The sequence below is a fragment of the Desulfonema magnum genome, assembly GCF_017377395.1.
Lineage (GTDB): Bacteria > Desulfobacterota > Desulfobacteria > Desulfobacterales > 4be13 > Desulfonema_C > Desulfonema_C magnum.
In genome coordinates this window covers 3,111,140-3,132,978 of the sequence record NZ_CP061800.1, presented here as the reverse complement: position 1 = coordinate 3,132,978, position 21,839 = coordinate 3,111,140, and the positions used below count along the sequence as shown (strand labels likewise).

The window sequence follows — 21,839 nt, the reverse complement described above, 5'->3', positions numbered from 1 at the left end:
TTATAATCAAATTTGGCGGAGTTGGGGTTCAGCATCAGATGGTTTCAACTGGTTACGAAAGCTTACAACTGGTGAGTTTATATGAAAGTGTTAAGTGTTAGGTGTCAAGTGTTAGGAAAAACTGCAAAACTTTCATCATTCGTTGTGACCGGCAGCTCATGCCCGTTTATAAAAATGGATTGTTGTTAATTTCAAATCCGGACTTGTGATTGGTATAATATAATATAATACTATCCGAATTTCAAGACCTCCTGGAAAAAAAAGCGGTGCAGATTTTCACCAGATCGAAAAAAACAGGTGGCACCGGCTTTTTACACAAAACGATGCTTTCTCAGTCCCGGAGGGCTTTTTGAGAACAGCCCGGGGGCAACTCATTCCCGAATGATATTTACAACAACTGCCGCTGAGACGGTTGCAACCGAAACAATCTCAATAATGACCATAACAACAAATGTTTAATGAAACGAGAATAGGCACAAAATGTAAGAAAAAAAGGTGTTGTGTGTATTCTTTGAAGAATAGGCATTTTATTTGGGCGTTTATTTTTTTTAATACGTCTTTTTAAAAATAAGTAACTAAGCAAACGTTTTTTATATACTTTTTTCTGCGAGCGGCGGAGAAACCCGGGTTTTTCCTTTGTCGGACACGCATTATTCCGGAAAAAAGCCGGGTTTCTTCTCCGGGCAGATATTAAAAACTTATGGTTAGCTACTTAATAATTTATTTCAATGAACTGTCTTTCAATATTTTTAGAAAGGAGGTAAATAATGAAAGTGTCTTATGCCAGAATAAATATGCGTCTCATCAACCTGATATTCTTAACCATTGCAATGAGTTTGCTATTTGGATCAGGACATTTTGCTTATGGAAAGACTGGTTATGGCGCATGTACAGAGGGGGAATTAAATACATGTAAATGCCATGAAGAGGGAGGGAAATCTACGAAGGTAATCTGTTTATCTAAATTTGGAACATATGTTTGGGATGATGAAATGTCACCGGAGGCATGTCCTGATGTGGATTGTACGCCCTCGACAACGCTTGCGCCGACAACCACCACTACTCTTGCGCCGACAACCACGACAACGCTTGCGCCGACAACCACGACGACCCTTGCGCCGACAACCACGACGACCCTTGCGCCGACAACCACGACAACCCTTGCGCCGACAACCACGACAACGCTTGCGCCGACAACCACAACGCTTGCGCCGACAACCACGACAACCCTTGCGCCGACAACCACGACAACCACAGTTACGACATCAACCACAACAACGACGAGTACCCTTGAAACAAGCACAACAACTACATTTCCTCCGAATTTTGTTACGACCGGAATGAACACAGCTTATACCTTCCAAGCACCTGATTTTACCTCCTTTGACGGTATTGATGAGAGTGACTTTAACGGAATAAAGCTGATGACCGAGGAAACCACCGGAGATTTGGAATATGATAAAACTGATGCGGTGGTCGGAAATGTATATGCAGATGTCACCAAACTGATATTCATGCCTGACCCGGATTCATGTGATGATGCGACGTTCACCTTCCTCGCCAGGGACAATGCGGATGAGTTAAGTGATGCAACTTATACGCTGACAGTGAATGTGGATATCCCTCCCGGTGATATTGATTGCAGTTGCGGAGAGCCTGATTTGCGTGATCTTATATTGGCGTTTAAAATTCTGGCAGAAACAGACACCGGTGATACTGAGATTTGTAATGCAGACGTGAACGATGATGGAAAAATCGGGTTTGCGGAGATATTCCATATCCTAAAAACGATTTTACATACCGAGACATAATAAAAAGTTATTAACTCGTTAAAATTTTTGTTGATGATAACGGATTTAGGGGAGGCTGGCAACGCCTCGTGGGAGCGACATATTTGTAGCATTCATCATGTCGCCTTTACGGGGCTTGACGGGAGGCCTGCAAACTTGCTGCTACAAATATGCCGCCCTTACAGGGCTTGGTCGGCCCTCCCCTAAATCCGTTATCATCAGCACTTTTTTCAGCAGACACCTATGAATGAAGGGTTTCAGCGCACTTTATCCGTCCAATGTTTCTAAGTACCTGAGCAAAAGTTTTTTATACATCTTTTTTTCCGCGAACGGGGGAGAAACCCGGCTTTTTCCGTCACAGGCGACTGCCGGACGGGGTTTGCAACCCCGTCCGAAACGTTTGTTTTCGGGGGTCGGAAAATATTTCGGACGGGGTTGCAAACCCCGTCCGGCAGATCACGGGTTAATAAAAACAATGAGTTACGATCTTAGCCTGATGCATATGGGGAGAAATCCGGCTTTTTCCGTCACAGGCGGCGGGTCATTCCGGGAAAAAAGCCGGGTTTCTTTTCCGGGCAAATATCGAAAATTTATGGTTAGGTACTTATTTTTCCGGTTTTTTACCCCACTTCTCAAGCCATTTTTTCTGTGCTTCCGGATTTACTGCATAAAGTGGCCATTCCCCCTTCAGGGCCAGAACAGCCTGAGCCATTGCTTTGTGCCAGAACTCCGTGTCCGAGTCAGAGGAAACAGAGTACCAGCCGCTGTGACCGGTGAGAATGACATTTGACATTCCGAGCAGGGGATTATCCTCCGTCATGGGATCGTCAGTTGTCACATCAAGCCCTGCCCCGGCGATAACACCTTCCTGCAATGCCCGGATAAGGGCAGGCTGATCCACAATTTCTCCCCGGGCTGTGTTGACCAGATAACAGGCGGATTTCATCTGCCTGAGTTCCTCATCGCCGATCATATTTCTGGTCTCCTCATTCAGAGCTGCGTTTATGCTGATGAAATCCGACTCTCTGAGGAGCGTATCAAAATCAGCAGGCTCTGCTCCGTGACTCCTGATGACGGATCCGAAAACATGCGGGTCATATGCAATGACTCTCATGCCCAGGCCCCTGGCTTTAAGGGCAACCGCAGTGCCGATTTTTCCAAAACCGATGATGCCGACAGTCTGATCCCGCATTCTAAAAACAGGATGAACAATATCCGAAAGATTTTTTCTGCTTGGGGGGATAAAATTAATCTGGTTTTCTCTTACAGCCTTATCTATAGTAAAAAGCTTGCGGCCCAGAGCGAGTATAAGGGCTATTGCCATGCCTGAAACTTCGTCTATGCAGTAATCCGGGACATTGGTGACAGCGATATTACACTCAGTGGCAACATCCAAATCAATGCGGTCATATCCCACGCCCAGACTGGCGATGATACGGCATTTGGATAGTGATCTGAGTACACGGGCCGTCCAGGGCTGAACCGGGCCGGAACATATGACAGCGTCCGCATCTGCCGCGTTGCTTATGATTTCATCCTCTGTTCGTCCAAAAACATTAACCAACTCGGCATCCAGGGGAGCCAGCAAGTTTTCTCCGAAATCCACTCCCGGAAGATGGATTGTGTTTACCACTTTAAAGCCCATTGTCTTATTCCTTTCCTGATAAGTTTTGTCTTATGCTTTTTATATGAAAGTGTCAGGTGTTAAGTGTTAAGTGTCAGGAAAAACTGTAAAACTTTCATCGTTCGTTGTGACCGGCAGATCATGCCCGTTTATATGAAAGTGTCAGGTGTTAAGTGTTAAGTGTCAGGAAAAACTGTAAAACTTTCATCATTCGTTGTGACCGGCAGATCATGCCCGTTTATATGAAAATGTCAGGTGTTAAGTGTTAAGTGTCAGGAAAAACTGTAAAACTTTCATCATTCGTTGTGACCGGCAGCTCATGCCCGTTTATAGAATTATCTTTGAGACATTTCCCCAAAAACAAAACATCCGGTGTAGGGTGGGTGAAGCGAAGCGTAACCCACCGCACTTATGCTTTTTATAGAATTATCTTTGAGACATTTCCCCAAAAACAAAACATCCGGTGTAGGGTGGGTGAAGCGAAGCGTAACCCACCGCACTCGCTCGATCATCAAGTTGTTCTGATTCGATCCGGTTGCACAGTTTGTCATTCGGTTCGCGTGAGTTCACGCTGAAGCCTGTGAAAGCGGGAATCCGTTTTTAGTTTATGCCCCGATTCCGTGAGCAGCGGATTCCTGGTTTCGCAGGAATGACAGAAAATTGGCTTATGCCCCGGTTCTGTGAACAGCGAATACCCGGTGTAGGGTGGGTGTAGCGAAGCGGAACCCACCGGGCGGCCTGCAAACGGTGGGTTCCGCTTCGCTACACCCACCCTACATTTTTTTGAATCGGGTATGTTATTTATTTGGAACTCCCTTACAATGAATTATCCGAAGATTCAAGAAAATTTTTAGCCATAAGCGGATATGCCGTCAGCAGATCAAAAAGTTTCCGCACTGAGCGCAGGAGAGCAGAAAAACCCGGCTTTTTCCCCCGGACGAAGTGTCGCTCCCGCCGGAAAAAGCCGGGTTTCTTCCCCGTCCGCCCTGTCTGCCCGCGGGGGCCTGAAAACTTTTTTCGATCTACTGATAATCGCTGATACCTAGTAACAGATAAGTATTTCACTTTACAACATGTAAAAAATACTGACTTGAAATTCTCCCGGTTTTGTCGTACATAAAAATTTATTTATATTTTTAAGCTTAATTTTTTTAATGAGTTATTGAACCTATTTCTATTCCGATATTTATTGGCATAAGGGTTGCACTATTACAGTTATCAGCTGTAATTTTGAGCATCGGAATCAGGAGGAGAAAAAATGAAATTAGAAGAATTCATGACGACCAAAATAAAATTTGTGGATGCTGACCAATCTCTGTATGATGCAATAGAAAAAATGGTTGACAGACGAATCCGCTCCCTGATTGTCAAATTCCCCGGAGATACGGCAAACTACGGAGTTATAACGGCCAGAGATATTGTTTTCGGGGTATTGGCGAAAGGGATTAATCCCAAGGATATTAAGGTCTCTGAGATTGCCTCAAAACCAATTATGTGCATTGACCGGAATACAAAGATATATGACGCTTCAAAATTAATGGAGCAGTCTGATATTGCAAGGGTTTTTGTATGTGAAGGAGACAACATTATCGGCGTTGTTTCCCTGATAGATATCATGGACGCTTCGCTGATTATGAGGGCAAGAGGAAAACATGTTTCTTGAAAAGATATTATCTCAGGGCAAGAAAGAGCAAAGCGTGATAGAGAGCATAAACCGTCACATCAGACTTCTCTGCACGGCTTGTGAAACCTTCAGCACAGCGCTGAAAAACCGTGATGCCAATCTTATGCGGAATATCATTGAGCTTGAACGTGAAGGCGATTTTGTCAGAAGAAATATCATCTCTGATATATACCAGGGCGCATTTTTGCCATATCTCCGACCGGAACTGTGCAGATTTGTTGAAATCGTTGACCGTGTTTTCGACTTGCTTGAGGATACAGCCTTACAATACCTTGACACGGAAATTCCTGAACAGGTAAAAGACGAATGCGCCAGAGTGTCATTCCTGAATGTCAGAATTTGTGAAATGCTCCTGATCACATTTGACGCCATGGTGAAGGGAGATGATCTGCGGGAAAAAACCCTTGCTATCCGGATCTATGAGAAAAAAATTGATGATATTAAGTTTGATCTCATCAGGGATATTCGAAAATTACCTATAACTAATTTTTGGGAAGGAAAAATACTGGCTGATTTTGTATCGGGCCTTACCACGATAAGCGATATTATTGAAGACGCCAGTGATCATCTTCAGATCATAAATGTCAGTATGAGAGCATGACTCCGATAATTCAGACTGACTTCCCCAATTTCGGAAGCTTCGAAAATCTTCAAATACCCAAATCTGGCGATTGGAACGGATGATGTGGAAAGTTTTAAGCGGTGTTTTTCTGGGATGGAGTCTTGGCGCCAATGACTCTGCTAATATATTCGGAACAGGTGTTGCCACCGGAGTTGTCAGGTATCGGACAGCGATCATCCTGACATCAGTGTTTTTATTTATCGGTGCCATCCTCGAAGGGCCCAAGTGCATGAAGACCGTGAGCGAGGTTTCCCGCCTTATACCGATTGAAGCATTTTGCTGTACCCTGGCTGCCGCCATTACAATGACAATACTGACACTTATTGCTGTTCCGGCATCCGCGTCCCAGGCAATTATCGGAACCGTTATCGGAGCGGGGATGCTTTCGGGAACAGCGGATTTTTCCAAACTTTATAAAATTATTTCGTGCTGGGTCTTCACCCCTGTCAGCGGAATATTTTTCGGGTATGTTCTTCATCGGTTCTCAGGATATCTCCTGAACAAGACAGTTCTCAATATTACTCATCGTAATATGTTATATTTCATTGGTATTCTGGTTTCAGGATGCTACGGGGCATATTCATTAGGTGCCAATAATGTCGCCAATGTGACCGGTGTTTATGTGGGATCGGGAATTCTGTCCGCAGAAGCTGCCGCACTGATCGGAGGGCTGAGTATTGTCAGCGGTGTGCTGACATACAGCAAAAAAGTTATGATGACCGTGGGCAAGGGAATCGTTCCCTTAGACCCGTTTTCCGCTTTTGTCGTTGTTCTGACCGGGGCACTCACACTTCACATCTTTACGCAAATCGGGGTGCCGGTTTCATCTTCTCAGGCAGTTGTCGGCGCTGTGGTCGGCGTGGGGATTGTAGGAGATTTGCAAACAATAAGTCCTAAGATGCTTATGAAAATTGCCGGCGGCTGGATCATGACGCCGGTATCCGCATGTATTTTCACTTGCCTTCTCGTATCAGTTATCAACTTTTAGCTGTCAGTTTTCTGCAAGGTCGGAAACTTAAACTCAGCGGATATATAAGAGAAAACTGTTCGAATACGGATTTATTCATTCAGGAGAGAACCATGATAAGATTTAGTCGAATATGGAAGCTTTATCTTATTTTTACGATTGTGCTTATTGTGAGTATGACTATAGGCGGTTTCATACTGGAAGCGCAATTAAAAAGAAAACTGGAGGCTTATCTCCAACAAGAAGTTCTGGTGTTAGCGAGAATTATCTCAGACATACTTCCGAACACGGAGAATCCGTCTGTGCTTGATGTATTTTGTAAAAAATACGGGGAGATGGCGAATGTCCGAATAACCATTATAAAGAATAACGGAAAGGTAATTGGTGAGTCTGACAGAAACTTCATCAGAACAGATAATCATCTGAAAAGACCGGAAGTGAGACTTGCGTTTAAAAGCAGAATCGGGACGGCTGTTCGTTTCAGCGACACGCTGAATAAGAATATGCTTTATGTGGCGTTGCTTTCGAATAAAAAAGAAAAAGTGATTCGAATTGCCATACTGATGACAAAGGTAAAAGAGATTGAGAACGGGATAATGATATTTCTCGGTCTGGCGATTTATCTGATACCGGTTCTGGCAATTGTTGTGTCTTTCTTTTTCGCAAGGTTTATGACTTTCGGGGGAGAAGGACTTTTCAAGAATTCAAAAGTTCAGTCTGAATAATATCGGATGCAGCATAATCACTTGGTAACTCTGGATGTCAGTGATCTCTGATGAGTGAAACCCATTGGTAACTCTGATCTTGATAAAGAGGAAACGCAATGAGTCATATGATAAAAGTACTGATGGCAGATGATGAAGAACAATTTCGGGCAACGACCAAAAAGATTCTCAACGGAAGAGGGTTTGAGACCATTTTGGCTGCCAGTGGTGAGGAGGCTGTCGCCAAACTCAGAGTAAAGCCGGATGTGGTGGTGCTTGATGTTAAAATGCCTGGCATAAATGGTCATCGGACCCTGAAGAAAATCAAAAAGCAAATTCCCGACCTTCCGGTGATCATGCTGACGGGGCATGGGGCAGTGCCGTCTGCCAGGGAAGCTCTGGTGGAAGGGGTCTTTGATTATCTTTCAAAGCCTTGTGATATTGATGTTCTGTCAGCCAAAATCATTGATGCCTATCATCTGAGAAAAAAACGCGGACATCCCGGAGAAAAGAGTATCATGGGGGTGATGGTTCCTATTACGGAATATACAAAATTAAACGGGGAACAGAGCGTTAAGGATGCTATTGAAAAGCTGAAAGCAGCATTTGCGTCAAGGATATCAACCAGCAGAATCATGGAAACAGGGCATCGTTCTGTTCTGGTGACGGATGACAAGGGAAATGTTCAGGGAATTCTCGCTATCAATGACCTGCTCGGATGTATTATGCCACCTTATCTCAGTGAGCCGAAACCATCAATGGCTGAAAATATTCAGTATTCACCTGTATTTTGGAGAGGCATGTTTACGAAAGAGATGAAGGTATTGTTAAAAAAAAAAATCAGGGAGATCATGTCCCCGGCTCCGGTTACAATTGATGGGAGATCCAGTCTCATGGAAGCTGCCTATATAATGGTTACAAATAATGTCCGGCGGTTAGTCGTTGTTGTAGAAGAAAGGGTCATCGGTATGATTCGTGAGCAGGATTTGTTCCTTGAAATGGACAGAATCCGCATGGATTTGTAATGGATTGTGGGCAGGCAGGAATAAGCCAAAGGAATAAGCCAAAGGAATAAGCCAAAGGAATAAGCGGTAATGTTCTAAAAGTGGAGCTGAACTTTTTAACCCTCTGAATCAATTTGGTAAATATCGGAGCAAGTCCAGTTTTAGAACACCACCGAATAAGCCAAAGCCGAGGGATAAATCCCCCGGCAATCAGCTTCCGCAGCATTTTCTGTTTCTGTGAATATGGCATAATAATATTTCATTCATCTCCTTGCTCTTTGTCCGAACCCTGATGAAAGGATGAAGAGATTAACATGATTTTTGTCAGCCCCCCGAAACCTGCGGAACTTCCGAGAAATCCCCAAAGAACGAGGCAAAAATCCTGAAAATCCTTTCATCCTTTCATCAGGGTTCGGACAACATGAATCAGGGTTCGGGCATATACAAAATCTAACATTCCGCCTGAATTCGTCTCAATGCAGTCAGGTCTGTCTGTTGCTCTGTTTTCCAGAGATCATACTGATACTGAAGTCTGAGCCATCCTTCGGGGGTGCGGCCGAATACTTTTGAGAGACGTAACGCCATCTCCGGGCTGATACCTGTTTTGCCTCTGAGTAATGCCGATAATTTTTTGGGCGAAACTCCCAGTGCTTTTGCCGCATCGGCTATCTTTAATCCGAGTGCTTCAACGCAGCACTCACGAATGATTTCTCCGGGATGGGGAGGATTATACATTCTCATAACGGTCTCCTTTTTAGTGATAATCTTCGTAACTGACATTATAAACATCACCTCCGGTGATCTGAAATGTTATCCGCCAGTTGCCGCTTACTTTGACTGACCATGTTCCTCTTCTTTTTCCCTTCAGTTCATGCAAATTAAGACCGGGTAAATCCATGTCTTCAATTACACTGGCTGTTTCAAGAAGCGCAAGTATCCGGCGAAGTCGCTGTGCATGTTCCGGGCGGATACCTGTGTTTTTTCCTGTTTCAAATAATGGTTCTCTGGTAATTCGTTTTAAAAATAAATTATTTATAAATCAGTAGGTTATCATAAATATCCGGGTGAGGAATGTCAGTTTTATGTTTTCTCTTTCCTGTCTGACAAGGTTTTCGGATGACTTAACGACAAACCTGTATTATATATATTATATTCTGATTATAACGGATTTAGGGGAGGCCCGCGAAAGCCGCCCAGAGAAGCTGATATCAGAAGGTTATGCAGCCAGTTGTCGTGATAGCGGAATCCGTTAAGTCGTTCCGCAGGACTCTGCAAACCGTCGTACTTCTTCACGGTATAAGGGTTTGAAGGAGCGAAGTTGAGAATGAGGGACCATCCCCGGATGCCGAGTTCGGAGGAAGATATGACACCATGAAAATACTGAGTGTTGAAGAGATGCCGATCCGTTCTCCGCATCAGGCGTTCGGGCATATTGCTCGTTCTGTGCGCCCCCGGAAAATCATATGCAGCGGCGAAGTCAGCGATATTTTTCCGCATTTTGGCGATTTTTTCGGCGATTGCGGAAGGGACGGAGACTTTCTTCGCCCATTCGGCGAATCGTCTGACTCTCTGCGAAAAAGAGGATCTGTTCGGAGCATTATAGCAGTTCCACAGCTTTCCGACGACTTCGTCATAAATTTCTCCGAACTTTTTTTCGTACAATTCCGGATGCCTATGAATGTGTGAAGGAAGCAGAGAATCAGCGTGGCGGACGGAAAAAGCTTTTTCCGGGCGTTCCGGGTGGCTTTCCATCCGTCGGTATTGACGGTTTCCGGAGCATAATCAGGATCGGCATTGCGGGCTTCCTCCCTGTATTTGCCATATGCCTGTCCGAGCGACTCCTCTCCGGCGTCTTCGGTGACGGAGGCGCCGAGAAAGCATTCTTCCGCCACGGTGGTGGCGACATAGGCTTTTCCGCCTCCGAGCGAAGTGTGTTTCTCGTCAGCAACGATGTGCTTCGGCAGATTCTCCGGATTTCTCACGGTCGTGCCGACAATGCTGTTCCGTCCGAGGGACTGTTCCGTACGTTGCCAATGCATCGGGTTTTTCCCAAAAATACGGGCAATTGCCCAGAACGGAACGTCAAATTTTCGGAGAAACAGGGCGTTTTCCGCGTCATCGGTCATATCTGTCGTATAAGGCATGACGAAGGACGGGCGGACTGTGTGACTCACTCCGCCGATTTCTATGCGTCGGATTTTAATCCCCTGTTTTTTCGAAATATAACTGTCCTTTGTCCGCCAGCCGCGTTCCGCCCCGGGCGGAAACAGTTCGGGATGTGCGGCGATCATTTCATCGATACGCAGCCTGAACTGAAGGGGGTCCCCGGCTGTCACATGCCAGGTTTCCCTCGAAAAGGGGAGGCAGATCGTCCGATTTTGCCGGGGAGCCGGTTCTGATGTCTTTTTTCTGATTATAACGGATTTAGGGGATGCCGACCAAGCCCCGTAGGGGCGGCATATTTGTAGCAGCAGGTTTGCAGGCCTCCGCCAAGCCCCGTAGGGGCGGCATGTTTGTAGCAGCAGGTTTGCAGGCCCCTCCGCCAAGCCCCGTAGGGGCGGTATATTTGTAGCATGCAAACATGCCGCCCCTACGGGGCTTTCCCAGCCCGGCATGATAAACGGATGCTGCAAATATGCCGCCCCCACGGGGCTTTTCCGGCCCGGCATGATAAACGGATGCTGCAAATATGCCGCCCCCACGGGGCTTTCCCAGCCTCCCCTAAATCCGTTATAATCAGATTTTTGCTGATTATAACGGATTTAGGGGAGGCTTCCCGGCGGCACTGTCATTCCGATTTCAACCCGGAACCCGCCGTTTATGCGGCAAAGGATTCAATGGTTCGGACAGTTTTTGCAGACAAATTTCACTGAGACAGAACTTATCCTTATGATATCATTTTTATTTTACAGGCCTGCCGTGGGGTGATGAAAATGTTTCCAAGGCTCTGAAACGGTGTCATCAGCAATGATTCCGCAGGAGCAGGGCGCGGCGGAGATATTACGTTGAATGCAAATGATCTGGAAATGAACAAGGGCTATGTCTCGTCCGGCAGTTTGGACACTGGCGGAAACACTGATCCCGGGGGAAACATTTCCATTGTTGCCGGGGAATCCGTCAATATTTCCGGATCCGGGGCTGATGATCTCGGATTGTTTGGCGATTATTATGGGGTATATTCGCAGACAATGTCAGAAAGAGACGGAGGAAAGATCACCATCAAAACAGATGATCTGACCCTCACCAAAGATGCAATGATCAACGCCCAGACTTATGGCGGGGGACGCGGCGGAAATGTGGAGTTGGATATAAACCGCCTGGAAGTTCACGAAGGCGGAACCATAACCACCAGTACCCGAGGGGCAGGGGATTCCGGGGATATTTCAATTTTCGCCGGGGAATCTGTCAATATTTCCGGTTCCGGAGTGAAATTGGATAAAAGCTGGATATATACCGCGACACACAGCAGCGGAAGCGGAGGAGATTTAACCATTTCAACGCCGCACATGACAATCGGCGAGAACGGACATATTTATGCCAATACTCTCGGAGATGAGACATGGGACGGCAATACGCTGCAAGATGGTCGGGCCGGTGATATTATCATTCAGGATATGGAACGTCTGGAACTGAGCCACGGCGGTACAATATCAGCTGCCAGTGAGAGTACAGGCCAGGGCGGAAATATCAGGCTGATAAATGTGAATGCGCTGGACATGACCAATGAAGCCTCAATTTCTGCCAAAAGTACCCGGAGCGGCCATGCCGGAGATATATTTATCATTTCTGCGGATAGCATGCGGATAGATCAAAGCTCGGTGACAACGGAATCTGATGTTTCCGGCGGCGGCAGAATGACGATCAATGTCAAAAATGCAATTCATTTGTCAGACGGCAGGATTACCACCACGGTTCAGGGCGGCTCAGACGATGCCGGAGATATCAGCATTGATCCGGAATTTGTCACGCTGAATCAGAGCGAGATCATTGCAAAAGCTTACGAAGGAAACGGAGGAAATATTCGTATTGTTGCAGATCATTTCATTCAATCCGCAGGCAGCGAGGTAGATGCGTCATCAGAATTAGGAATTGACGGCCTGGTGGAAATTAAGTCGCCGGAGGAAGATGCCAGCAAAGGGTTGGCGGCCTTGCCCGAGAATTATCTTGATGCAACCCGATGGGTAAAAACCCCTTGTGCAAAGCGGACCGGGGAAAGCGAACTCCGATTTGTGCTGACCAAACGGGACAGCCTGCCAACTCCGCTTGACGACTGGCTGGCAAGTCCGCCTCTGGCCTTCGGAGATTCAGATGCAGCGGATTTTTATCACAAAGGCGATTTTGAACATGCGGCCGAGATATGGGAAAAAGAAAGAGAGAAACCAGATTTTTTCAAAAAACCTGCTTCTTGTGCAGATACGCTGGTCTGTCTGACAACTGCTTATCAGGCAATGGGATATTACCAAAAAGCATTGTCAGTCCTTGAGGAAGCCCTTCCTGTTATCGAAAAAAACAATGACGCTTATGCCAAAGCCTTGTTGTTCGGCACTCTCGGTGATATTTATCTTTCTTGCGGTGACGCGGAGAAAGCAAAAGCGTATTTGGAAAAAGGACAGAAGGCGGTTCATTCCGAGGAAAATCCTCTTCTTGAGACAAGCCTTTTAAATAACATGGGCAATGTGTTTGCGGTAAACGAAGCATATGACAAGGCAAAAGAAGCCTATATGCAAGGCGCTGATCTTGTTGAAGGAACCCCGCTGAAATCAAAGATATTGATAAACTTGCTCCGTGTCAGAAGTTGGATTGGCGGTGATGGAAACATCCTCACACAAGCGGAGAATATCATATCTCAGATTGAAAGTCTTCCAAATTCTCATCACAAAGCCGCAGATATGATCTCACTGGCTTTCATTGTCCAAAGGATTGGGAAAGAACTTCCATCTGAAAGCCGTCTCGAAGAAATTCCTCACGAACTGTTGCATAAAGCAAGACAGATCGCTGAGGCACTGGAAGATACACGGATTGCTGCCTATGCATACGGATATATCGGAGAATTGTATGAGGCGGAGAATCGTTTTTCAGATGCGCTCAATATGACCCGGAAAGCAGTATTTTACGCCCAGCAGACAGATTCACCTGAAATTTTATATCGCTGGCAGTGGCAGTTGGGAAGGCTGTTCAGAAGCCAGGGAGATATTGAAAATGCGGTCAGCGCTTTCAATAATGCGGTATCCACGCTGAATCCCATCCGCAGCGAATTCTTTACAGGATATCGCAGTCAGATAAAAAACACCTTTGGCGAGCAGATCAGGCCAGTTTATCTGGGACTGGCGGAACTCCTTCTGAAGCAGACGAAAACATCTGAGAGTGTCTTATGCAGTGAAGGTGAAGCATCCCCTCTCTGCAAGGCCCGTGATACAATGGAACTTCTGAAAACCGCGGAGTTGGAAGATTTTTTTCAGGATGAATGCGTGACGGCCCTCCGCAAAAAGTCCATCCGCCTGGACAAAGCTTCTTCTCATACAGCAGTCATTTATCCGATTCTTTTACCCGATCATTTGGCAATGTTGCTGATTCTGGGTGATGGAATGAAACAAATTACTGTTCCTGCGAATCCAGAGGAACTCAGAAATACAGCAATGCAATTCAGGGATGAGTTACAGAGTCTGCGAAGTTATGAATTTCGGAACTCCGCCCAGTATCTTTATGACCAGTTAATACGACCCATTGAAACCGAATTAAGCGATGAAAATATTGATACGCTGATTGTTGCTCCGGATGGATCGCTTCGTTCAATTCCGTTCTCCGCACTCTGTGATGGAAAACACTATCTTATCGAAAAATACGCCATTGTCACCATACCCGGAACCACCCTTGTTGATCCCAAGCCGATTGATAAGGAAAATGCCGAAGTTCTCCTCTCCGGTCTTTCCGAAGCCAGACAAAATTTTAAACCTCTGGAAAATGTTCCGGAGGAGTTAAGCGATATCAAAACAGTGATGGGCGGAAAGATACTCCAAGATGAAGCATATACCGTTGATAATATTGATTATGAGTTTAAAAATCATGAATATTCCATTGTTCATATTGCCACTCACGGTGAATTCGGCGGCACTGCAAAAAATTCGTTTCTGCTGACATACGATGGCAAGCTGACAATGGACAAACTTGAACACGTTGTCGGCATTGGCAGATTTCGTGAAAATCCGCTGGAATTGCTGACGTTAAGCGCATGTCAAACCGCCTCGGGAAACGAGCGTGCCGTGCTGGGGCTTGCCGGTGTCGCGATTAAAGCAGGTGCGAGGAGCGCAATCGCCACATTATGGTCTGTCAATGATAAAACCACTTCTCTGGCTATGAGAGAATTTTATCGCCGGCTCGGGGAATCCGATATTTCAAAGGCAAAGGCTTTGCAGAATGCCCAGAAGGAACTCATCAGCCAGGGATATCACCATCCTTATTACTGGGCTCCGTTTTTGCTGATCGGGAATTGGCTGTAAAATGGGCGTGTTTATAAATTGAAGCCTCGAAATAAAAGCCCCGGCATCAATGCCGGGGCTGAAAGCGAAAGCAGGCTGAAGCCAGCTTAATTTTAGTGCGCTTTAGCGCACTTGAGCTTTCCAGCCGGGGGATTAATCCCCCGGCTTTGATACTTTGATACAGGAGAAAACAGCGCATGGGACTCTTTTTCAATTGGTACAATCGCTCTCCCCGGGAGCGAATGAAACATTTTCTGCTGAATCTGGTCTGGGGGGTTCTGGCTGCTCTCCTTCTCCATCTTATTTCTTCTTACACCGGCATCGGACAGGAGATGCTGAATGACACCTATGACTTTCTGGTAAAATCTGACTTCAGGGTGGCGGTGGTTTCCGGTGAGGAGGAAGAACCGGTTTCCGATGCGATCCGCATGATAGAGCTTGATGCCGAGACCTATGAAGCCAGTCCCGGACAGGGCTTCTGGACTCCGAGAGAACTCCTGGGCAGGACGATCATCAAATCCATAGCACTCGGCGCAAAAGTGGTAGTCGTGGATTTTGCACTGGACAAACCTGTTCCGCTTTACTACGAGGACGGGGCTTTTGTGGAAGAAAACCAGCGTTACCTGTCCCTGCTGCGGGAAGCTGTAAGGCTTGCAAAAAAGCAGGGAACAGCGATCATCCTGCCGTGGAAAGAAAGGATACCGAATCCAAAGGGATATACCCGTCAATATTATGAATTGCTTGATCAGGAAAGCATGGTCATCAAACAGGGAAGCCCCGCGGTCTTCTTCAATACATCAGACCGCAAGGTTCGGCATTTGCGCTTTTACAAAATTGCAGAAGATCAGAACCGTGTCCTGCTTTCCCTGCCCATCCTGGCAGCACTTTATCAATGGCACGGACTTGAGCAGGGGAATAAAATACTGGCAGAAACAGAAGCCCGGCTGAAGAAAGGTTTGGGAGACGGCATTTCAATTCCATCTGACGGCAGTGCTGACGATATTCAGTTGTATCATCAGGACCCGTCAAAAGAGTGCCTTCCCGCGAGACTCAAATTTCGTATTGCACCACGGGAGGTGATGACAGGCTATGGTAACGGGGAAGATTTGCTGATTGACATGATGCTGACACCGGCGATGCTTCTGGGCGGAAAATTTGATGAAAAGATATACCAGGATAAAACCGTCCTGATCGGCTCCACTTACGATGAGATAAGAGATATCCATGTTACGCCGATAGGTGACATGCCGGGGTTTTTTGTGATTGCCAACGGATTAAATCTTTTTCTGAGGGGCAATCAGGTTCATAAACATTCTGTACTTAAGTATCTGATAGTGGCGATGTTGATTGTTCTGTTAGCCATTATTTTCGTTCACATGCCGCTTGCACTGGCGGCACTGCTTCTGACAATAGTTTTCTGGTTTTCGGATATGCTCATAAGTCTCTGGATATTCAGCACATGGGGACTGTTTTTAGATTTCTGGTTCCTGATTGTCGCGATTTGGATATTTGAGAATATTGTGGGGCTTTGTGAAATTGCAGAAGATTGGTTAAAAACAAGAAGGGAGAATGAATGATGAGAAGTTTTTTTCTAGAAATTATGGTGTGTTTGTTTCTGATATCAATGGTCCCGGCAGCGCAGGCTGGCAAATCGTCACAAAGTGTGGGATATATCAAAATACCCGCGGAAATGACTTCTGATGAGTGCTATACCCTCTGGCGGGACGGAAAAGCTGTCACCAAATCCCCCGCAAATATTTACGTTTTGAACGATGATATCATCATCCCGCATAAAAATAAAAGTGTAGCCCTGATTTACAGAAATACGGACTGCGGCGAAAAGATGGTGAATAAAAGAACTATTGTCAAGGAATGCAAAAATCAGCGTAGCTCAGGATGGCTTAAGAGCCTCTTTTCAGAGGTTGTGATAAGGACAAAGATTGAACGGAGAAATCTTGCTGAAGAAAATTTGATGAGTACCAGAGCCAAGGACAAAGCAAAAGACAGCTCGTTTTTTATAGGCGAATTTTCCACAGGTGATGTCTGGCCGGTCAACGGAACCACCGCACTATATGGAAAGCCGATACTTTTCAGATGGAAAAATGGCAATATCTCTTCAGACACTGAAGCAAAGCTGGTCATCGTCGGAGCTGAAAAAAAATCACACAAGGTCATTGAAGCAGATATGAAAACAGGCAGATTCGTGCGTGTCAGCGGAAAGAAACTCAGACCGGCGACCTCATATAAATGGTATGTCAAAGTAAACAATAAGGAGGTCTCAGACCGTTATCATTTCAGCATCCTGGGGAAAGAACAGTCTGACGATATTCGGTCTCAGCTGGCAGAGATAAGCAAAACATATGCAGGCCAGTCTCCCAAATTGAATCAGGCTTTATATCTTCAGCTCATCAGCGACATCACGCCCGAACTTGACCTTTACGCGGACAGCCTGAGGATGGTCATGGAATATGCGGAAATCCCTGTCTTGGATAAAGTGTTTGAACAGATATCTGATTACAGCCGGAAATAGTGACTTAATGTCTCTATGAAAAATTCTGATTATAACGGATTTGGGGAAGGCTCAAGATTCAGCCGATTCCGTACAAAGTCCTATTTTGAAGAGTGTCGGTTCCTTAGTTCCGTAAGTTGAGGCTGAAAGATGTCATGCATCCTGTCATACAGCCTCAGAACAAGGACAATACTGTTGACTTAAGATCAGGCGAATTTCTCCGGAGTGCGAAAAATGCTTTTTCGCAATTGCAAAAATAAAATTTTTGCACTCCGGATCCGCCCGGGACTTCATAAGCCAACAGCATTGCGGAACAGGGATGGGAGCTGTTTTATGATTCAGGATGCGAAATATTGAATGCAACTAAACAAATGAGAATTTGGGACATAAATCCGGGATATCTGAACCGTCAGAGTCTGCTCGGAGAACACAGGGAACTGCACGCTATTGTGTCTGTTATTACCAATAATAAAAAAGGATATTCAAATCATCCTGAGACACTTCGCTGGAAGGGCCATGGCCGGGCGCTTACACTGCGGCATGATTTATTGGTTGCAGAAATGTCTCTCCGGGGATTCAGGCATAAGTCACCGCTTCCTCCGCCCCCTGAAACCGGTGAATGGCCGGTGAAATATATTGATGAGCCATACCGTCAGTTCAGTCTTCTCGAAAATAAATATAAGCACAAAGAACAAGGAAGAATCTCTTTGCCGAGAAATGCACGGCAGCTATGGCACCAGCACAGATACTCTGTGCTGGCAAGAAATCCGGACATATACGAGGCCATCAGCAGTGCTGTGTCCCGGATGAAAAAGAATGAGAATTTCTCGGACCTGGCAAATGAACTCACAGAAATTTTGCGCCAGCAACCCAGTTCACGCGGTATAAGAAACGCATTGCAGCATATGCAAAGGCATATGTCTGATTTCTCCTTACCGGACGGCAGAGCTTCCGAATCGCTGTCTCTGAAAACGTTATTGATGAACATTCAGCAGAGAACTATGGCAGACAATGCCTCATATTTAACAGCGTCAACCGCGCTGAGTGAGCTTGATGTCTGGATATGAAGTGCGGAAACGGATATCCTGAACGCGGCTGAATCTTTTTGATCTGCTGTCATTGGAAAAAAATGAGGAAATTTAAAAAAATATGCTGATTATAACGGATTCAGGGGAGGCCGCCACGGCATATTTGCATGCTGCAAATATGCCGCCCCCGCGGGGCTTCAATGCCACAAAGACACGAAGACACAAAGAAGCACAGAGAGCCTTCGTGAGACTTCGTACCTTCGTGCCTTTGTGGCATTATTGCAGGTCGCACATCGCGCCGCTTTTCCCCTGAATGACGTCCGGGGAGGACGGTGTCCTGTGACATGATAGTTTCAGCATACCGCGCCCTCCCCTGAATCCGTTATAATCAGAAAATATGAAAAATCAGCCAAAGGAAAAAAGAAACTCCCCCACGGCCTGATCACGGAGAGCAATGTCTATGGATAAGGAACGAATCGAATTTTTAAAAAAGGATTACATACAGGGATTTCCGGCGTATTGCGGTTTTGAAGTGGACCGGGTGGAATACGGAATTTTTGAAACCCGACTGAACATTCGTCAGGAACACACACAACAGGACGGATTTGTTCATGCGGGGGTCATTGCCACGATGGCTGATCATACAGGCGGATACGCCGCATATACAACGGTTTCAGAGAACTTTCGTATCCTGACCATCGAATTTAAAATCAATTATTTCAAGCCTGCTGTGGGTGATGTCATCGTGTGTCGGTCAGAGGTGATCAATAAGGGGAAGAAAATCATCGCTTCGGAATCCCAAGTGTTTTCCATATCCCAGGATCAGGAGAAGCTTGTTTCCAAAGCCATGGTAACGTTGATGGCCGTGCCAGTATCTGCCTTCACTTAGCAAAACAAGGAGGTGATAACAGCCTATATCCCCATAAGGATGGCGGCAATCTGAAAGTAGAGGAATACGCTGATGATGTCAACGGCAGTGGTGACAAAGGGGCCTGTGGCCACGGCAGGATCAATGTTTATCCTTGCAAACACCATGGGCATCATGGAGCCGACCAGGGCGGCCACGGACATGGAACAAACAAGGGCAAGTCCCACGGAGATGGCGACCGCCATCAGACTGTACTGAATCCGGGCCACCAGGCCGATAAGGGTTCCGTAGAACAGTCACACAAGAAATTTGGCAATATCCTCCTTATTCGGCAACTGTTCAAACGCATCTATGGGAATTTCCAGGCGAACTCTGGGAAGAGGAATTTCTTTTCCCTGTCTGAGCATCAGTTCAAATGCCGTCTGTCTGACAGTCTCCAATTCTTCGAGCGCTTCCACAGCCGAGATTCCGTAGGCGCACAGCCCGGGAATTTCTCTGATTTCAGCGCAGTACATGCCGTCTGTCATGGTTCTGATTCTGACAGGGTACCTGAGGTTCATGTAATATGACAGGTCTTTTTTCATAAGTTCTCCAATAATCTTTTCACAGACTGAACTGCCTTTCTCACCTGATATTCCGGCAGCATGTCGTTTCTGCCGTGAGATACCAGAACAACCAGCATCTCAATATCCGGATGGCTATAGACATAATGGCTGCTGCCTTTTCCGCTTTGCCGTTTCTCATATCCGAGCTCCGTCAGAATTGCATCCAACTCGGGAAATCGCATACTTTTCGGATTTCTGAACAGGCTCTGAATCCGTTTGTCTTTTTTCGTCATATTATTTATTTTTCATCATTCGGTTCACTGAGGCAGTCGTGTCGGTTGGGCTGGGGAACGAAACCTGATATTTCGGTTTTATCTACATGGATTAGTGATAAGCAGGGATTTCCGCAGCTCCGGCTTTGCGTGCAGTGTCTGTGTCGGAGACCGGAAAGCTATGCTGGGTGGCATATCATGCGGAAAAATCCGCGGGCAATGCCGCACTTTTACCCGCTCTGATCTCTTGTTTCCGATTTCCCGATCCGAGAAGCTGGAAAGGAATCTCCTGCCCGGGCCACGTTTAACTTATTTTTTATATTCAAGTTTTAACTATCTGAAATTTATTTGTAATTCAAAATAAATATAAGCGATGGCAGCCTATATCCCCATAAGAATGGTGGCAATCTGAAAATAGAGGAATACGCTGATAATGTCAACGGCAGTGGTGACAAAGGGGCCTGTGGCCACGGCAGGATCAATGTTTATCCTTGCAAACAGCATGGGCATCATGGAGCCGACCAGGGCGGCCACGGACATGGAACAAACAAGGGCAAGTCCCACGGAGATGGCGACCGCCACCAGATTGTACTGAGCCTGGGCCACCAGGCCGATAAGCGTTCCGTAGAACAGGCCCAGTATGAAGCCCACAGCCAGTTCCTTGAAAACAACAGACCAGATATCCCTTATGTTGAGAAATCCGAGCGCCAACCCCCGCACCACAATGGTGGAGGACTGGGTTCCGATATTTCCGCCCATGCCCATGATAACAGGCAAGAATGCCGCAAGATATGTGAATTTGCTCAGGCTCTCCTCAAAACCGCCGATAACAAAAAACGCCAAAATGCCTCCGAGACAGCTCGCAAACAGCCACGGCAGACGAATCCGCATACTCTTGAAAACAGATTTGGTCTCAACAAATTCTTCGCCGCTCACACCGGCCAGTTTCAGAAAGTCCTCCGTGGCCTCTTCCCTGAAAATGTCAATCACGTCATCCACCGTGACAATGCCGACCAGTTCGTTTGTGTCATCCACAACCGGAACCGCCAGGATATCATAACGGGCCACAAGTTTTGCAACTTCCTCCTGGTCGGTGTAAGTCTCCACAGAAAACACATCAGTTGACATGAAATCCTTGAGCGGCGTATCCGGCGGAACAACAACCAGTTGCCGCAGCGAACACACGCCCACCAGCTTGCCATATTCATCTGTCACATAAAGATAAAAGGGCATTTCCACATCCATATGCTCCTTCTGAAGTGACCCGATGGCCTCCGTGGCGGTGGTGTCTTCTCTCAGGGCAATAAAATCAGGAACCATGATACCGCCTGCGGTGTCATCTCCGTAACGGAGAAGCCCCTCGACCTCCTCGGATCCCTCTTTTCTCATCTTCTCAAGAATGGCAGCGGACTTCTCCTCAGGCAGCCTCCCGATAAAGTCTGCGACATCGTCGGCAGCCATCTTCTCCAGGACTTCAACGACTTCATCGAGCTGTATCTCCTCAATAAAAGTCAGAAGCGAGGTCTCATCAAGTTCACTGAAAAGAATACCTTTTTGCTGAGTATCCATCATCTCAAAAAGCTTGTGCCGGTTGGAAATCGCCAGGGAAGGAAACACCACGGACAAATCCGCTGCATGTGTTTTGCTCACAATTTTGCGGAGATGACTTGTGGCGTTCCGCCTCAGCAGTCTCTTTATGCTTTCGGTAAGTATTTTTATTCGATCAGCTTGCATTGATAATTGATA

At 46.3% G+C, this 21,839-nt stretch carries 21 protein-coding genes; 11 read left to right on the top strand and 10 right to left on the bottom strand.

Annotated features, from left to right (window positions below; translation table 11 throughout):
- Positions 1-767 precede the first annotated feature (767 nt).
- Positions 768-1,811 carry a hypothetical protein gene (locus dnm_RS12420; protein ID WP_207682964.1) on the top strand — a complete coding sequence of 348 codons (1,044 nt, stop codon included), beginning with the start codon at positions 768-770 and terminating at the stop codon, positions 1,809-1,811.
- A gap of 583 nt (positions 1,812-2,394) precedes the next feature.
- Here the strand turns inward: dnm_RS12420 and dnm_RS12415 are convergent.
- Positions 2,395-3,435: a C-terminal binding protein gene (locus tag dnm_RS12415; protein ID WP_207682963.1), complete on the bottom strand. Its 1,041-nt coding sequence runs from the start codon at positions 3,433-3,435 to the stop codon at positions 2,395-2,397.
- 1,237 nt (positions 3,436-4,672) lie between these two features.
- On the opposite strand from dnm_RS12415, the gene dnm_RS12410 reads away from it, so the two are divergent.
- The 5 genes from dnm_RS12410 to dnm_RS12390 all read left to right on the top strand — a co-directional run bounded on the left by dnm_RS12410 (position 4,673) and on the right by dnm_RS12390 (position 8,416).
- The gene (locus tag dnm_RS12410; RefSeq protein ID WP_207682962.1) at positions 4,673-5,077 is read left to right on the top strand and encodes a CBS domain-containing protein; all 405 of its coding nucleotides are present in this window, start codon (positions 4,673-4,675) and stop codon (positions 5,075-5,077) included.
- Positions 5,067-5,699: a TIGR00153 family protein gene (locus dnm_RS12405; RefSeq protein ID WP_207682961.1), complete on the top strand. Its 633-nt coding sequence runs from the start codon at positions 5,067-5,069 to the stop codon at positions 5,697-5,699. Before dnm_RS12410 ends, dnm_RS12405 begins: the two co-directional genes overlap by 11 nt.
- Positions 5,700-5,778: 79 nt before the next feature.
- The gene (locus dnm_RS12400; RefSeq protein WP_207682960.1) at positions 5,779-6,708 is read left to right on the top strand and encodes an inorganic phosphate transporter; all 930 of its coding nucleotides are present in this window, start codon (positions 5,779-5,781) and stop codon (positions 6,706-6,708) included.
- 92 nt (positions 6,709-6,800) lie between these two features.
- Positions 6,801-7,412, top strand: coding sequence for a hypothetical protein (locus tag dnm_RS12395; protein WP_207682959.1), 612 nt, complete (start codon positions 6,801-6,803; stop codon positions 7,410-7,412).
- A gap of 98 nt (positions 7,413-7,510) precedes the next feature.
- On the top strand, positions 7,511-8,416 hold the full coding sequence (locus dnm_RS12390; RefSeq protein ID WP_207682958.1) for a response regulator: 906 nt from the start codon (positions 7,511-7,513) through the stop codon (positions 8,414-8,416).
- 429 nt (positions 8,417-8,845) lie between these two features.
- On the opposite strand, the gene dnm_RS12385 is transcribed toward dnm_RS12390, so the two are convergent.
- The 5 genes from dnm_RS12385 to dnm_RS12365 form a co-directional block, all read right to left on the bottom strand.
- Entirely contained in the window at positions 8,846-9,136 is a 291-nt protein-coding gene (locus dnm_RS12385) for a HigA family addiction module antitoxin (protein WP_207682957.1), read from the bottom strand.
- Between the two features lie 13 nt (positions 9,137-9,149).
- Entirely contained in the window at positions 9,150-9,407 is a 258-nt protein-coding gene (locus tag dnm_RS12380; RefSeq protein ID WP_207683660.1) for a type II toxin-antitoxin system RelE/ParE family toxin, read from the bottom strand.
- A gap of 146 nt (positions 9,408-9,553) precedes the next feature.
- Entirely contained in the window at positions 9,554-9,826 is a 273-nt protein-coding gene (locus dnm_RS12375) for a hypothetical protein (protein WP_207682956.1), read from the bottom strand.
- Positions 9,811-10,731: a hypothetical protein gene (locus dnm_RS12370; RefSeq protein ID WP_207682955.1), complete on the bottom strand. Its 921-nt coding sequence runs from the start codon at positions 10,729-10,731 to the stop codon at positions 9,811-9,813. The genes dnm_RS12375 and dnm_RS12370 overlap by 16 nt, the downstream gene beginning before the upstream one ends.
- A 77-nt stretch (positions 10,732-10,808) precedes the next feature.
- A complete protein-coding gene (locus tag dnm_RS12365) occupies positions 10,809-10,970 on the bottom strand; it encodes a hypothetical protein (RefSeq protein WP_207682954.1) in 162 nt (53 codons plus the stop codon).
- A 430-nt stretch (positions 10,971-11,400) separates the two neighbouring features.
- Here dnm_RS12365 and dnm_RS12360 point away from each other — a divergent pair, with 430 nt between their 5' ends.
- From dnm_RS12360 to dnm_RS12340, 5 genes are all read left to right on the top strand, one after another.
- On the top strand, positions 11,401-14,892 hold the full coding sequence (locus dnm_RS12360; protein ID WP_207682953.1) for a CHAT domain-containing protein: 3,492 nt from the start codon (positions 11,401-11,403) through the stop codon (positions 14,890-14,892).
- 176 nt (positions 14,893-15,068) lie between these two features.
- Positions 15,069-16,448 carry a CHASE2 domain-containing protein gene (locus dnm_RS12355; RefSeq protein WP_207682952.1) on the top strand — a complete coding sequence of 460 codons (1,380 nt, stop codon included), beginning with the start codon at positions 15,069-15,071 and terminating at the stop codon, positions 16,446-16,448.
- Complete coding sequence (locus tag dnm_RS12350; protein ID WP_207682951.1) at positions 16,445-17,401, top strand: hypothetical protein; 957 nt, start codon at positions 16,445-16,447, stop codon at positions 17,399-17,401. Before dnm_RS12355 ends, dnm_RS12350 begins: the two co-directional genes overlap by 4 nt.
- A gap of 332 nt (positions 17,402-17,733) precedes the next feature.
- Positions 17,734-18,447, top strand: a complete 714-nt coding sequence (locus tag dnm_RS12345) for a DUF1722 domain-containing protein (protein WP_246556299.1) — start codon at positions 17,734-17,736, stop codon at positions 18,445-18,447.
- Positions 18,448-18,868: 421 nt separating this feature from the next.
- Positions 18,869-19,297 (top strand): PaaI family thioesterase, encoded by a 429-nt coding sequence (locus dnm_RS12340; RefSeq protein ID WP_207682950.1) that lies wholly within the window; start codon positions 18,869-18,871, stop codon positions 19,295-19,297.
- A 23-nt stretch (positions 19,298-19,320) separates the two neighbouring features.
- Here dnm_RS12340 and dnm_RS12335 read toward each other — a convergent pair whose 3' ends face one another.
- The 4 genes from dnm_RS12335 to mgtE all read right to left on the bottom strand — a co-directional run bounded on the left by dnm_RS12335 (position 19,321) and on the right by mgtE (position 21,827).
- A complete protein-coding gene (locus dnm_RS12335) occupies positions 19,321-19,572 on the bottom strand; it encodes a magnesium transporter (RefSeq protein WP_276571899.1) in 252 nt (83 codons plus the stop codon).
- A complete protein-coding gene (locus dnm_RS12330) occupies positions 19,573-19,860 on the bottom strand; it encodes a type II toxin-antitoxin system HicB family antitoxin (protein ID WP_207682948.1) in 288 nt (95 codons plus the stop codon).
- Positions 19,857-20,114: a type II toxin-antitoxin system HicA family toxin gene (locus dnm_RS12325; protein ID WP_207682947.1), complete on the bottom strand. Its 258-nt coding sequence runs from the start codon at positions 20,112-20,114 to the stop codon at positions 19,857-19,859. Before dnm_RS12325 ends, dnm_RS12330 begins: the two co-directional genes overlap by 4 nt.
- A 360-nt stretch (positions 20,115-20,474) precedes the next feature.
- A complete protein-coding gene (mgtE, locus tag dnm_RS12320; RefSeq protein WP_207682946.1) occupies positions 20,475-21,827 on the bottom strand; it encodes a magnesium transporter in 1,353 nt (450 codons plus the stop codon).
- Between the last annotated feature and the right edge of the window lie 12 nt (positions 21,828-21,839).